This window comes from Aliivibrio sp. S4MY1 (assembly GCF_028765545.1).
Lineage (GTDB): Bacteria > Pseudomonadota > Gammaproteobacteria > Enterobacterales > Vibrionaceae > Aliivibrio.
On sequence record NZ_JARACP010000001.1, the window covers coordinates 229,081 to 241,558 of the forward strand.

14 protein-coding genes are annotated in these 12,478 nt (G+C 38.5%); 8 read left to right on the forward strand and 6 right to left on the reverse strand.

Annotation, left to right across the window (positions count from 1 at the left end; all coding sequences use genetic code 11):
- Positions 1 to 42 precede the first annotated feature (42 nt).
- Genes PVK71_RS01175 through PVK71_RS01185 form a run of 3 tightly spaced genes read left to right on the forward strand, consistent with a single transcriptional unit; the run spans position 43 to position 1,265 of the window.
- Positions 43 to 516 carry a nitrate reductase cytochrome c-type subunit gene (locus tag PVK71_RS01175; RefSeq protein WP_130047668.1) on the forward strand — a complete coding sequence of 158 codons (474 nt, stop codon included), beginning with the start codon at positions 43 to 45 and terminating at the stop codon, positions 514 to 516.
- A 32-nt stretch (positions 517 to 548) separates the two neighbouring features.
- A complete protein-coding gene (locus PVK71_RS01180; RefSeq protein ID WP_274417360.1) occupies positions 549 to 1,124 on the forward strand; it encodes a NapC/NirT family cytochrome c in 576 nt (191 codons plus the stop codon).
- A 9-nt stretch (positions 1,125 to 1,133) separates the two neighbouring features.
- A complete protein-coding gene (locus PVK71_RS01185) occupies positions 1,134 to 1,265 on the forward strand; it encodes a TIGR02808 family protein (protein WP_069593672.1) in 132 nt (43 codons plus the stop codon).
- 146 nt (positions 1,266 to 1,411) lie between these two features.
- Here PVK71_RS01185 and PVK71_RS01190 read toward each other — a convergent pair whose 3' ends face one another.
- Positions 1,412 to 1,765: a DUF2956 domain-containing protein gene (locus tag PVK71_RS01190; protein WP_274417359.1), complete on the reverse strand. Its 354-nt coding sequence runs from the start codon at positions 1,763 to 1,765 to the stop codon at positions 1,412 to 1,414.
- A gap of 225 nt (positions 1,766 to 1,990) precedes the next feature.
- On the opposite strand from PVK71_RS01190, the gene PVK71_RS01195 reads away from it, so the two are divergent.
- From PVK71_RS01195 to PVK71_RS01205, 3 genes are all read left to right on the forward strand, one after another.
- Complete coding sequence (locus PVK71_RS01195) at positions 1,991 to 2,440, forward strand: DUF2919 domain-containing protein (RefSeq protein ID WP_130047667.1); 450 nt, start codon at positions 1,991 to 1,993, stop codon at positions 2,438 to 2,440.
- 16 nt (positions 2,441 to 2,456) lie between these two features.
- On the forward strand, positions 2,457 to 2,849 hold the full coding sequence (locus PVK71_RS01200; protein WP_130047666.1) for a hypothetical protein: 393 nt from the start codon (positions 2,457 to 2,459) through the stop codon (positions 2,847 to 2,849).
- Positions 2,850 to 2,931: 82 nt separating this feature from the next.
- A complete protein-coding gene (locus PVK71_RS01205; protein ID WP_274417357.1) occupies positions 2,932 to 3,837 on the forward strand; it encodes a Dyp-type peroxidase in 906 nt (301 codons plus the stop codon).
- A gap of 148 nt (positions 3,838 to 3,985) precedes the next feature.
- Here the strand turns inward: PVK71_RS01205 and crr are convergent, their stop codons facing one another.
- From crr to cysZ, 5 genes are all read right to left on the reverse strand, one after another.
- Positions 3,986 to 4,495 (reverse strand): PTS glucose transporter subunit IIA, encoded by a 510-nt coding sequence (gene crr / locus PVK71_RS01210; protein ID WP_130044093.1) that lies wholly within the window; start codon positions 4,493 to 4,495, stop codon positions 3,986 to 3,988.
- Between the two features lie 74 nt (positions 4,496 to 4,569).
- The gene (gene ptsI / locus PVK71_RS01215) at positions 4,570 to 6,294 is read right to left on the reverse strand and encodes a phosphoenolpyruvate-protein phosphotransferase PtsI (protein WP_130044094.1); all 1,725 of its coding nucleotides are present in this window, start codon (positions 6,292 to 6,294) and stop codon (positions 4,570 to 4,572) included.
- A 56-nt stretch (positions 6,295 to 6,350) separates the two neighbouring features.
- A complete protein-coding gene (gene ptsH, locus PVK71_RS01220; RefSeq protein WP_005420435.1) occupies positions 6,351 to 6,608 on the reverse strand; it encodes a phosphocarrier protein Hpr in 258 nt (85 codons plus the stop codon).
- A gap of 319 nt (positions 6,609 to 6,927) precedes the next feature.
- On the reverse strand, positions 6,928 to 7,896 hold the full coding sequence (gene cysK, locus PVK71_RS01225) for a cysteine synthase A (protein WP_274417354.1): 969 nt from the start codon (positions 7,894 to 7,896) through the stop codon (positions 6,928 to 6,930).
- Positions 7,897 to 8,025: 129 nt separating this feature from the next.
- Complete coding sequence (gene cysZ / locus PVK71_RS01230; RefSeq protein ID WP_274417353.1) at positions 8,026 to 8,784, reverse strand: sulfate transporter CysZ; 759 nt, start codon at positions 8,782 to 8,784, stop codon at positions 8,026 to 8,028.
- A 302-nt stretch (positions 8,785 to 9,086) separates the two neighbouring features.
- Here cysZ and zipA point away from each other — a divergent pair, with 302 nt between their 5' ends.
- Together zipA and ligA are read left to right on the forward strand one after the other, a co-directional pair.
- On the forward strand, positions 9,087 to 10,040 hold the full coding sequence (gene zipA / locus PVK71_RS01235) for a cell division protein ZipA (RefSeq protein ID WP_274417351.1): 954 nt from the start codon (positions 9,087 to 9,089) through the stop codon (positions 10,038 to 10,040).
- Between the two features lie 91 nt (positions 10,041 to 10,131).
- Complete coding sequence (gene ligA / locus PVK71_RS01240) at positions 10,132 to 12,138, forward strand: NAD-dependent DNA ligase LigA (protein ID WP_274417350.1); 2,007 nt, start codon at positions 10,132 to 10,134, stop codon at positions 12,136 to 12,138.
- Positions 12,139 to 12,478 lie beyond the last annotated feature (340 nt).

Here is a 12,478-nt window from a genome sequence, read left to right on the forward strand (position 1 = left end):
TAACCTATTTCAAAGAGTTTGCCTTAAGGCGGAGAAATTAGAATGAAAAAATTCATTATAGCGCTTATGTCAGCAGGACTTTTGTTTGCTGGTGCAGTACAAGCAGAAACCGAACAATCTGCAGAATTGAATAATCCAGGAGGCATTGGTGGTGTTGAATCATTACGTGGTGCATCGGAATTAGAAACAACGCGTCCAGCGGATGATTTTAAACGTTTTCCACGTGATCACGCATTAGACAGTGATTACGTATACCAACCACCATTAGTACCTCATACTATTCGTAACTATGAAGTATCGTTAAATGCAAATAAGTGTTTATCATGCCATAGTTGGAAAAACGCAAAAGAAATGGGAGCCACTAAGATCAGTGTAACTCATTACGTAAACCGTGAAGATGCTGTACTTTCAGATGTATCACCTCGCCGTTACTTCTGTCTACAATGTCACGTACCTCAAGCTGATGCTAAACCATTAGTTGAGAATGAATTTGAACGTGTGGACTCATTGCGCTAGTTAATAGCCAATACCGTTAAGAGAGGCTATACATGAAATTTTTAAAAGCATTTTGGAAGCGTTTTTCATCACCAAGTAAAGCAGCGGTAGGTGTTGTCCTATTTATGGGCTTTATAGGTGGTTTGCTTTTCTGGGGCGCATTTAACACGGGTATGGAAGCAACCAACACAGAAGAATTCTGTTCTGGTTGTCATGCTCCAATCGTTAAGGAAATCCAAGAAACGATTCACTACTCTAACCGTTCGGGCGTACGTGCTATCTGTTCAGATTGTCACGTACCTCATAACTGGACTGATAAAATTGTACGTAAAGTTCAAGCGTCAAAAGAGCTGTTTGCGCATTATGTCACTAAAACAATTGATACTGAAGAGAAGTTCAAAGAGCGTCGTGGTCATTTAGCTGAGCGAGAATGGCATCGAATGAAAGAGAATAATTCTCAAGAATGTCGTAATTGCCATGAATTCGACTTTATGGATTTCTCAGAGCAAGGTCCACGTAGTGCGAAACAACATTCAACGGCATTAGCATCGGGTGATAAAACCTGTGTAGATTGCCATAAAGGCATTGCACATAAGCTGCCTGATATGTCTGGAATTGAAGGTTGGTAAGGAGATAGCATGAGTACATTAGAGTCTGTTATTTGGCATACGTTGGGTTACATCGCAATGCCGAGCATTATTCTTGGTGGTTTTGCTGCGGTTGCAGTGCTATCAATTTGGATATTGTCATTAAAAGCAGATAAAGAATAAATAATTTAGCTTAATCTAAGTAGATAACAAAAAGAGATGGGTATTTATAACTCATCTCTTTTTTTGTATCTGCTTGTTTGCAGTGGTCAAGTTAAAATCGACTTTTCCTACGCAATTATCTGAACAAGTACTGATTCAGAATGGTATTAGATACCTAAAAAAGTGTAGTAAATAAAGGCAGCCCAGCTTACCGCAAGTAAAATCCATGGCAAGTTTTTGCTTGATTCTTTATTAATGTGATCTTGTTGAGCTTGTTTACCTTCTACATCAGAGTGATTGTGTTTACTCTGCTTTTGACGCTGCGTCTTTTTCTTCAGCTTATCTGCTTCTCGTGATTTTTCTTTTTGCTGTTTCTTGTAAAGCGCAATACCTTTTTCTATACCTTGCGCAATCAATTTAGTTTGTTCTTTTGTTTGTGCTGGTTTTTGTGTAGCTTTAGCAATTGCCATTGCTTCTTGTTGAGATTCTATTGATATCTGTGCTTTATTGTTATTTTTCATACGGGCATTCTTAATTCTTCATATTTGATTTTATCTTTATACATCGTTGAAATGTAAACGATACAAAGTGTGACGGCAATATAGATTTTGAATTTAAAGGTGTATCTAGCTCAAAGTTTTTATTTTATTCAATCGTTATTTTTAATCATTTCAGTAGTCTGGACAAGTCTACTGAGAAGATTGTTAGTTAATTCTTTCGTCTGTTTAATGTTCAAAGGTAGATAAATGCTGTACTCGTTTGATGCATACGACCAACATGGATGGTTAAAACCACCTATTTGGTTATGGTTTGGTTGGGCTATTTTAATTCGCTCCGTTGTCGTTTTTGTTATGGCCGGCGCTAGTCGTGAGCAAGGTACTGATTTATTGGCCCTGTTTTACCCAAGTCATGCGCATTTATATACTAGTTTGTGTTTGAGCTTACCCATTGTATTTTATATGTGGTTAAGTAGTTTTAAAAAGCCCACACGCCCTTTTATGCTGACTCTTTGGAAGCAAGGACGGTGGCTAACCATTATGATGGTTTTGATCGATCTCATGATGTTAATTCAATCGGTTATTGTTAATCGAGGAGAGTTTCAGCCAGGAAGTGCAATGATTATCTTACTTCTTAGTTGGTTTCTTATATTTTTATGTCGCAGTAAACGAGTGAAAATATGCTTTAGTCTGACTTAATGAGAGGGGGCAGACAATGGATTTATCAACAGGTGCATTATTATTTAGTGCGTTATTAAGCCCGCTAGCAATGGCGGATTGGCAGTTAGATTTAGGATTAGAGATTAATCGTCCTAACTTGCAACACATTACTAATTCATCAGCGTCGTTAGTGCTGGGTGAAGAAACATTAGTGTTTAATTCATTCGATAAGAAATCTCAGGTACAAGCTTGGGCGGAGTTAAAAAACATTGATGCTGAGAATGTTGAAATTGCTTTTCGAGTAACAGAGGAGGAAGGGGAAGGTAAAGTAAGAACATTATGTGCGCCAACCATTATCACCAAGTTGAATAATTTAGAATCTTACATGGTGTCTGATTCATCAGCGAATGAAACCGTAAAGCTTTCAGTGGAAGTTATTTCTTCATAAACTCTTATCTTTTATCAAACAATCTTATGTTTTATTGCATATAATGAGCTCAGTTAATTCAAAATAGAAAGGAACTGAGTTCATGTCTTACACTCCTCAAACGGCATTACTGCCAGAACCAGATCGATTTGCATTATACGTTACCTTAAATATCAAAAGTAACCCTCAGCTTGTTTTAGAGCAGCTACAGACACTTCCTGCATTAATTGTCGAATTAAATGAGAATCAGCCAGACGCTAACTTAAGCAGTGCAGTTTCTTTTGGTGCTGATTTCTGGACTACATTGTCTGCACCTATGCCGCCAGAATTGGTAAACTTTAAGCAATTAGGTAAAGGTGACATCATTGCACCAGCGACGCATGGTGATGTGCTAATTCATATTCATTCAAATCGCCATGACTTACATTTTTATATCTTACGTAAGTTAATGAATGTGATTTCTGAACACGTTGAGATTAAAGAAGAAGTATCAGGTTACCGCTTTTTAGATTCGCGCGATATGACAGATTTCGTTGATGGAACAGAAAATCCTAAAAATGAAGCGCGCGCTGAAGTTGCATTGATTGCTGATGGTGAATTTGCTGGCGGCAGTTACATGATGTGCCAACGCTTTGTTCACAAACTACCTGCGTGGAACCGTTTGTCCGTTTCAGCTCAAGAAAAAGTGATTGGTCGTACTAAACCTGATTCAATAGAGCTAGAAGACGTTCCAGCTGCTTCACACGTAGGCCGTGTTGATATTAAAGAAGATGGTAAAGGGGTTAAGATCCTACGCCACAGCTTGCCGTATGGCTCGGTTTCTGGTGACCATGGTTTATTGTTTATTGCTTATTGTCACTCTGTACATAATTTCCAAGTGATGTTGGATAGCATGTATGGCGAAGTCGATGGAAAAACTGATCAATTATTGCGTTTTACAGATGCGGTAACTGGTGGTTATTTCTTTGCTCCATCACAAGAAATGTTCACTGAGCTAAAAGTTAAATAATTTTGTTCTAAAGTTTAAGTGGGTATCATTAGAAATAATGGTATCTGCTTGATTATTTATATTAGAGCAGATACAAAAAGGCCGCTGTTTTCTTTGAGATAACAGCGGCCTTTTTATTGTCTTTAATTAACTAGTTTATCTTTAAAGATTACTTAGTTACTTTAAGAACTGGAGATTCACCAACAGTAACAGCACCAGAAAGCTTAGTAAGCTCTTTGATTTCGTCCATGTTTGAGATTACAACTGGAGTAAGCGTTGATTTAGCGTGCTCTTCTAAGTACGCAAGATCGAATTCGATTACTGTGTCGCCAGCTTTAACTTCTTGGCCTTCTTCAGCGATACGAGTAAAGCCTTGACCTTTAAGTTCAACGGTATCGATACCAAAGTGAACGAAAAGCTCGATGCCGTCGTTAGATTCGATAGAGAAAGCGTGGTTAGTTTCAAAGATTTTGCCGATTGTACCGTTTACTGGAGCAACCATTTTGTTGCCAGCAGGTTTGATAGCAATACCGTCACCAACGATTTTTTCAGCGAACACTACGTCTGGCACATCTTCGATGTTTACAATTTCACCAGAAAGAGGTGCGATGATGTCGATTGCACCAGCTGCAGTGCTTTCAGAAGAAAATGCGCTTTTAATTTTGTCAAACAGACCCATTGTGTAGCTCCCTAAAGTTATATTAAATAGCCACTAAACTTAGTGGCTATATTTAATTCTTTGCAACTATACTATTACTTAGTATTTTCTGCGATAAATTTTTCAACGTGCGCTTCAATTTCTGCTGCTGTAGGCATTTGAAGAGCTTCATCTGCCATTGCTTTCACTGCTGCAAAGTTTGAGTTACGAACAATTTTCTTAACTAGAGGGATAGAGATACCGCTCATGCTGAACTCGTCTAAGCCCATACCTAGAAGAAGTAGACTAGCACGCTCATCACCAGCTAGCTCACCACACATACCAGTCCATTTACCTTCTTTATGAGAAGCGTCGATTACTTGCTTGATTACAAGCAAAACCGCTGGAGATAGTGGGTTATATAGGTGAGAAATCATTTCGTTACCACGGTCAACTGCAAGAGTATATTGCGTTAAATCGTTAGTTCCGATAGAGAAGAAGCTCACTTCTTTCGCTAAATGGTGTGCAATTGCAGCGGCTGCTGGCGTTTCAACCATAACACCGATTTCGATGCTTTCATCAAACGCATGGCCTTCAGCACGAAGTTCTACTTTGTATTCTTCGATTGCATTTTTCAGCTCACGGATTTCTTCAACAGAAATGATCATTGGGAACATGATACGCAGTTTACCGTGTGCAGATGCACGTAAAATACCACGTAATTGGTCACGTAGGATTTCACGACGGTCTAAACTGATACGGATTGCACGCCATCCTAAGAATGGGTTCATTTCTTCTGGGAGATCCATGTATGGTAGATCTTTATCACCACCGATATCCATAGTACGGATGATCACTGGCTCACCATGCATCGCTTCAGCTACTTCTTTATAAGCAACATATTGCTCTTCTTCAGTAGGAAGTGCATCACGATCCATGAATAGGAATTCTGTACGATACAGACCAACACCTTCGCCGCCGTTACGGATGATACCGTCACAGTCTTTAACTGTACCGATGTTACCGCAAACTTCAACTTGGTGGCCATCTAGAGTGATAGCAGGTAGGTCTTTTAGTTTTGCTAGCTCTTCTTTTTCTGCAATTTGTGCATCACGAATTTGCTTAGCTTCTGCTAGTTCTGCTTCTGATGGGTTGATAACAATTTTGTTGTTAACCGCATCAAGAATTAGCATATCACCGTTCTTCACTTGCTTAGTGATATCGTTAGTTCCAACGATAGCAGGTAGTTCAAGAGAACGAGCCATGATAGAAGTATGAGAAGTACGACCGCCGATGTCACAAGCAAAACCAAGAACGTAGTCTAGGTTGATTTGTGCTGTTTCAGAAGGCGTTAAATCGTTAGCAACCAGGATAACTTTTTCATTGATAGCACTTAGTGAAACAATGTTGATACCTAATGCATTTTTAACAAAGCGGCTACCGATATCACGGATATCTGTAGCACGCTCTTTTAGATAATCATCATCCAATGACTCTAGTGCACACGCTTGCTCTTCAATTACAGAGTAAATTGCAAAGTCTGCAGCCATTTTATCATCTTTGATAAGGGCTAAGATTTCTTCTTCTAGCTCTTCATCTTCAAGAAGCATAATGTGCCCCTCAAAAATAGCTTCTTTTTCTTCGCCGAAAGTAGCTAGCGCTTTTGCTTTAATAGCTTCTAATTGCTCAGAAGACTTATTACGAGCATCAAAGAAACGTTGAACTTCTGCTTCTACTTGAGAATCAGAGATTGGAGTTTTGTTTAGGACAATTTCATCTTCCTGAAGTAATAGTGCTTTACCAAAAGCAATACCTGGAGATGCTAGAATGCCAGAAATCATAGCTTTACCTTAAAATTGATCAAATTAGAGAATGAGAATAATAAAGAAAAAGCTGATTAGTGCAGCTCATCCATTAGTTTAACTAGGTGGTCTACTGCTTCTTTCTCTTGAGCGCCTTCAGCAGAGATAGTTACGTTAGTACCTTTAGTTAGACCTAAAGTTTGAAGTTTGAAAAGGCTAGTAGCACTTGCACTTTTACCGTTAGAAGTAACAGTGATTTTTGCATCAAAACCTTTAGCTTCTTTAACGAACTGAGCCGCTGGACGAGTGTGAAGGCCGTTTTCTGCAGTGATTACTACGTCTTGTGAATACATTGTGTATACCCCGATTTATATTTTATGTTGAATTAATGTCGTTAACCAATTCGGTTTGCGAATCTACTTTCGCATATCATAGACTCAGAAACAATCTATCTTCAATCAAATAAGTTAATGGCAGTAATTTATACATTCTTTCTTATTTTGTAATATTAAGTTGCCTTAATACTGATACTTTATACTGGATTGTAATTATTTTACACCTAAAAATAAAGTGGTTTGATTATTACTAAGGAGGGAAATGAAATCAACAAAAAAACCCCATAAGGGGCTTTTTTGGCGTAAAAATTGATTTGAACACATAGATATTACAAAATTATTGCTCATTTTCCTGTTCTGTAAACAATCCTGCAAAGAGTGCTGTACTTAAATAACGTTCACCTGAACTTGGTAAAACAACAACAATTTGCTTATTTTCAAACTCAGGAAGTTCTGCAATACGGTTAGCTGCTACAACAGCAGCACCTGAAGATATACCTGCTAAAATACCTTCTTCTTCCATTAAACGACGAGCCATGGTAATTGCGTCATCTGACGTAATCGCTTCAACACGATCAATCAGTGTAAGATCTAAGTTACCAGGAATAAAGCCAGCACCAATACCTTGTATTTTGTGCGGTGCAGGTTTGATCTCTTCACCAGCAAGGGCTTGAGCGATAACTGGAGATTCTGCAGGCTCTACAGCAACAGACAAAACGGCTTTATTTTGAGTGTGCTTTAGATAACGACTTGTACCTGTTAATGTACCACCAGTACCTACACCAGCAACGAATACGTCTACATTACCTTCTGTTGCTTCCCAGATCTCTGGTCCTGTTGTTTTTTCATGAATAGCAGGGTTTGCTGGGTTATTAAATTGCTGAAGAAGTAGATACTTATTTGGATCGCTCGCTACAATTTCTTCTGCTTTAGCTATTGCGCCACCCATGCCTTTAGGTGCTTCGGTTAATACAAGATTAGCACCTAGAGCTTTAAGTAACTTACGGCGTTCAAGACTCATTGAGGCTGGCATAGTTAGTGTTAACTTATAACCACGAGCTGCAGCAACAAAAGCCAGAGCAACACCAGTATTACCTGATGTTGGCTCAACCAGTTCGATCCCTTCTTTTAACGTGCCTGCTTTTTCTGCTTCCCAAATCATATTTGCGCCAATACGACACTTCACGCTAAAGCTAGGGTTACGAGCTTCTACTTTTGCTAATACGTTGCCGTTACTAACACGGTTAAGACGTACAAGAGGTGTGTTACCAATAGTTTGAGAATTATCTTCGTAAATCTTTGTCATGATCTGTTCCTTCATTTCACGTAACGCGTGATTCAATATGGAGTAAATTTTTGGTGATTCATTTGAGTAACTCGACCTACTTAGAATACGAAGAGTTTCTTAAATGAGAAAGGATCAAAAGGTTATAAGTTATGGATTAATAGCTTTATGTGTATCACGGTAAACATCAACCCACATAGCGGTTGCGCCACAAACTGCGATAGGCATAACAAATAGGTTTAAGATTGGTGTCATCGTAAAGAGAGTAACGAGTGAACCAAAAGATAAGCATTTACCGCGTTTGGTCTTTAGTTCATCACGCATTGTTTCAAAAGGGACTTTATGGTTATCAAACGGATAATCACAGTATTGAATTGCCATCATCCAAGCGGTAAATAAAAACCATAAAACAGGCGCTATACTTTGACCAATTGCAGGGATAAAGAAAAGAATAAACAAGCCAAGCGCCTTCGGAATATAGTATTTTAGCTTTTGCCATTCGCGCTTAAAGATCCGTGGTAAATCTTTTAATGCGTCTAAAATGCCACCACTTGGCGCAGGTTGCCCGGTTAACTTCGCTTCAAGGTGTTCGGAAAGTAAACCATTAAACGGCGCCGCTATCCAGTTAGCTATAGTACTAAAAAAGTACGAGAAAACAGCAAGAATACTAATAACAATTAATGGCCACAATATATAGGAGAGCCAATCAAGCCAACTTGGAATTTGAGCTAGGATCTGTTCAATCCATCCGCCAATTTGATTAAATAGATAAAAAAATGACCCACCTAACAACGCAATATTGATTAAAAGAGGGATAAAAACAAAGCGTCGAATACCTGGCGTCATCGCCAAAGATATCCCTTTTAAAAAATATTGTACGCCTGATTGAGTTTGCTTATATGTATTCATTATTCGCATTTATACTTAGGTATCATGTCTTCACTATACTCAAAAATGGGCATAAATAAATGCTGTTATTGCAGTTTATGCCATTCTAAATAGTTCAAATGTAAGATTTATGTCACCACTTTCATTTTGTTATTCAAAAATAGGGGTATTATTTGGTACATTACCAATAAGTAGTGGTAGATTATCGTTTATGGATAAACTACCTTAATAGTAGTTGAGAGTAGATTTCCCTTTTTATGTTCCTTTTATGGGATAAAAAACACTAGGGAAGTTCAATAAAGCAGAAGAGCAGAGAGTTAGCGATGCAAGAATTGCGATTAGTGTTGATACTTGTTGGGGCATTAGCCATTGCGGCGTTATTGTTTCATGGCTTATGGACAAGTCGAAAGGAAACAAACTCAAAATTTGGGAAAAAAGTAGACATAGATTTTGATATTGATGAAGAGCAACCTACACCAGAACGTAGCTTTGCTAAATCTAAAGATGACATTGCTGCGCCAAAAGAAAGAAAAGAACCTGCATTTGCTCGTGAGGAGCCTGCTTTTTCAAATGATCCTCTTTTCGATTATGAAGAACAAATTATTGAATCCAATAAACCAGAATCAATAAGCGAGTCGTTTATTGATGAACCTGTAGTTCAAACCAGTAATAAAGTTATTGATGAACCTACTGTTAAAGAGGAACCAACGATTTCATTCTCTGCGATTGATGATGCGGTTGTTGCACCAAAAGAAGAACCTCAAATTATTTCTCAACCAGAAGAGGTTACGGTTGTAGTACCTGAACCTATTATTGAGCCAATTCAAGAGCCAATTCAAGAGCCAGAGCCGGAACCTGAAGTTAAAGAAGACGCAATTATTATTAATGTGCACGGAATGGGAAGTGAGCGCTTTAATGGTAGTCGATTATTTAATAGTTTAGAGCAAAATGGCTTAGTATTTGGTGATATGGCTATTTACCATCGTCATTCAGATCTCTCAGGCGCGGGTAAAGTGTTATTTAGTGTGGCGAATATGGTTTCTCCTGGTCATTTCCAAGTATCAGAAGGCGAAGAGTTTTCCACTCCAGGTATTTCCTTTTTCTTACCTTTGCCTTGTCATGGCGAAGCTGAGCACAATTTTAAACTGATGCTACAAACAGCACAGCTAGTGAGTTCAGAGTTAGGTGGCAATATTCTTGATGAAAAGCGAGATATGTTGACACCAAATAAGATTGATGAATATAAGCAGCGAGTAAAAGTTTTCTGCCGTAAATAGATCGTCTATCATAGTATTATTGTGAATTGAGAAAGGCTCTTTATGAGCCTTTTTTTATTTTTAGAAAGACAGAACAAGAAGTTGATGAATCATGACTATTGAACAGACCTTAGATCAGCTAAGACAGCAATTGAATTACCACGCTTATCGATATTATGTAGAAGATAGCCCAGAGCTGCCTGATGCAGAGTATGATCGTATGATGCAGCAATTGCTTTCTATTGAATCTGAACACCCAGAATTTGTTACTGTCGACTCTCCAAGTCAACGCGTTGGTGGTGAAGCTCTTGATGGCTTTACCCAAGTTCAACATGAAATTCCAATGCTTTCTTTAGATAATGCTTTTAATGATGAAGAATTAGAAGCATTTGAGAAAAGAATGAATGATCGCCTCGTCTCTAAATCCGTTTCTCTTTTTTGTTGTGAACCTAAACTCGATGGCCTTGCGGTAAGTTTACTGTATGTAGATGGTAAATTAGTTCAAGCTGGTACTCGTGGTGATGGTGCTACTGGAGAGAATATAACCGAAAACGTAAGAACGATTCGTTGCATACCATTAACACTGCAAGGCGAAGGCTGGCCAACGCGATTAGAAGTACGTGGTGAAGTCTTTATGCCAAAAGCTGGTTTTGATGCTTTAAATGAGCGAGCGTTAAAGCGCGGTGAAAAGCCATTCGCTAACCCACGAAATGCCGCCGCAGGCAGTTTACGTCAACTAGATTCTAAAATTACAGCAACACGTCCATTGAGCTTTTATGCTTATAGTGTCGGTGTTATTGATGGTGGCGAATTAGAAAAAAGTCACTATCAGCGCTTTGTTCAGCTTAAAGGCTGGGGTTTACCTATGTGTGAAGAGACAAAACAATGTCACTCTTTAACGGAAGTAAAAGCCTATTATAAAGACATTCTTGATCGCCGAGATGCACTGAAATATGAAATCGATGGCGTTGTCATTAAAGTTGATGACATTGAACTTCAAGTACAATTAGGTTTTGTAGCTAGAGCACCTCGCTGGGCAATCGCTTATAAATTTCCAGCTCAAGAAGAGTTAACGGTTTTAAATGATGTGGAATTCCAAGTAGGTCGTACAGGTGCTATTACACCAGTAGCTAAACTTGAACCCGTTTTTGTTGGTGGTGTAACCGTAAGTAATGCCACATTGCATAATGCCGATGAAATCGCACGTTTAGGTGTTCATATTGGTGATACGGTTATTATTCGTCGTGCGGGTGATGTTATTCCGCAAATAGTATCAGTCGTCGAAGCTCGTCGTCCTATAGATAGTAAAGCCATTGTTTACCCAACCAATTGCCCCGTTTGTGATTCTAATCTTGAAAGAGTCGAAGGTGAGGCGGTTACTCGTTGTGGAGCAGGATTAGTCTGTCAAGCACAGCGTAAAGAAGCACTAAAGCATTTTGTGTCTCGTAAAGCACTCGATGTTGATGGTTTAGGCGATAAAGTTGTAGAACAGCTTGTTGATAAAGAAATGGTGGAGACGCCTGCGGATTTATTTAAGCTTTCAGCGGGTGTCATCACAGTATTAGAACGAATGGGGCCAAAATCAGCTCAAAATGTGGTGGATGCATTAAACAAAGCTAAAGCAACGACCTTACCTCGATTTTTATACTCGTTAGGCATTCGAGAGGTTGGTGAAGCAACCGCTGCAAACTTGGCCGCTCATTTCTATACATTAGAAGCGGTTCAAGCGGCTACGTTTGAGCAATTAATAGAAGTAAGTGATGTGGGGGATATCGTTGCTAAACATGTTTTAAACTTCTTTTCAGAACCACATAACCAAGCAGTAATTGAAGACTTACAAGCAATGGGAGTTCATTGGCCTGAAATTAAAGCGCTTGATGAGTCAGTACCACAACCATTAGCGGGAAAGGTGGTAGTTCTTACTGGCACACTTCATAAACTAAAACGTAATGAAGCTAAAGCGGCTCTACAGGAGCTTGGTGCAAAAGTCACAGGCAGTGTTTCTAAAAAAACCGACATTCTTTTTGCGGGTGAAGCTGCTGGCTCTAAATTAGCAAAAGCTGAAGAGCTTGGTATTGAAGTGATGAATGAAGAACAGTTAATTGAGTTATTAAATTAACAATAAAACAGCCATTCATTAAAGAAAAGGAGCTTAGAGCTCCTTTTTTTATATCTGAAATTAATGGTTTTCATTGTTTGGTATAACTTAAAAATTTTGTATCGACACTTGTTGTAACTAATTATATGGTTCGATCAACTGTTTTCAAAATAAAGTGACATTCGTCGCATTGAGTATTTTTTTATATTTATAACCTGCTGTTTTAGCTTTAAAAGCTGTTTTTTGAGGTTTTTTGATCTATTTAATTTGATCTTAATCACTAACGCGAAAGAAGTTTGCGCTCGCTCATATTTTTTTTATGAAAAATTAAGTTTTTGTTTTATGTTTTTTTAGCTGGGTT

What these genes read in the sequence shown, in the direction of transcription:
- PVK71_RS01205 (WP_274417357.1), top strand. Translation starts at nt 2,932, where the DNA reads ATGTCTTACACTCCTCAAACGGCATTACTGCCAGAACCAGATCGATTT.
- ptsH (WP_005420435.1), bottom strand. Translation starts at nt 6,608, where the DNA reads ATGTATTCACAAGACGTAGTAATCACTGCAGAAAACGGCCTTCACACT.
- cysK (WP_274417354.1), bottom strand. Translation starts at nt 7,896, where the DNA reads ATGACAAAGATTTACGAAGATAATTCTCAAACTATTGGTAACACACCT.
- PVK71_RS01175 (WP_130047668.1), top strand. Translation starts at nt 43, where the DNA reads ATGAAAAAATTCATTATAGCGCTTATGTCAGCAGGACTTTTGTTTGCT.
- PVK71_RS01200 (WP_130047666.1), top strand. Translation starts at nt 2,457, where the DNA reads ATGGATTTATCAACAGGTGCATTATTATTTAGTGCGTTATTAAGCCCG.
- cysZ (WP_274417353.1), bottom strand. Translation starts at nt 8,784, where the DNA reads ATGAATACATATAAGCAAACTCAATCAGGCGTACAATATTTTTTAAAA.
- PVK71_RS01190 (WP_274417359.1), bottom strand. Translation starts at nt 1,765, where the DNA reads ATGAAAAATAACAATAAAGCACAGATATCAATAGAATCTCAACAAGAA.
- PVK71_RS01185 (WP_069593672.1), top strand. Translation starts at nt 1,134, where the DNA reads ATGAGTACATTAGAGTCTGTTATTTGGCATACGTTGGGTTACATCGCA.
- crr (WP_130044093.1), bottom strand. Translation starts at nt 4,495, where the DNA reads ATGGGTCTGTTTGACAAAATTAAAAGCGCATTTTCTTCTGAAAGCACT.
- PVK71_RS01195 (WP_130047667.1), top strand. Translation starts at nt 1,991, where the DNA reads ATGCTGTACTCGTTTGATGCATACGACCAACATGGATGGTTAAAACCA.
- zipA (WP_274417351.1), top strand. Translation starts at nt 9,087, where the DNA reads ATGCAAGAATTGCGATTAGTGTTGATACTTGTTGGGGCATTAGCCATT.
- PVK71_RS01180 (WP_274417360.1), top strand. Translation starts at nt 549, where the DNA reads ATGAAATTTTTAAAAGCATTTTGGAAGCGTTTTTCATCACCAAGTAAA.
- ptsI (WP_130044094.1), bottom strand. Translation starts at nt 6,294, where the DNA reads ATGATTTCTGGCATTCTAGCATCTCCAGGTATTGCTTTTGGTAAAGCA.
- ligA (WP_274417350.1), top strand. Translation starts at nt 10,132, where the DNA reads ATGACTATTGAACAGACCTTAGATCAGCTAAGACAGCAATTGAATTAC.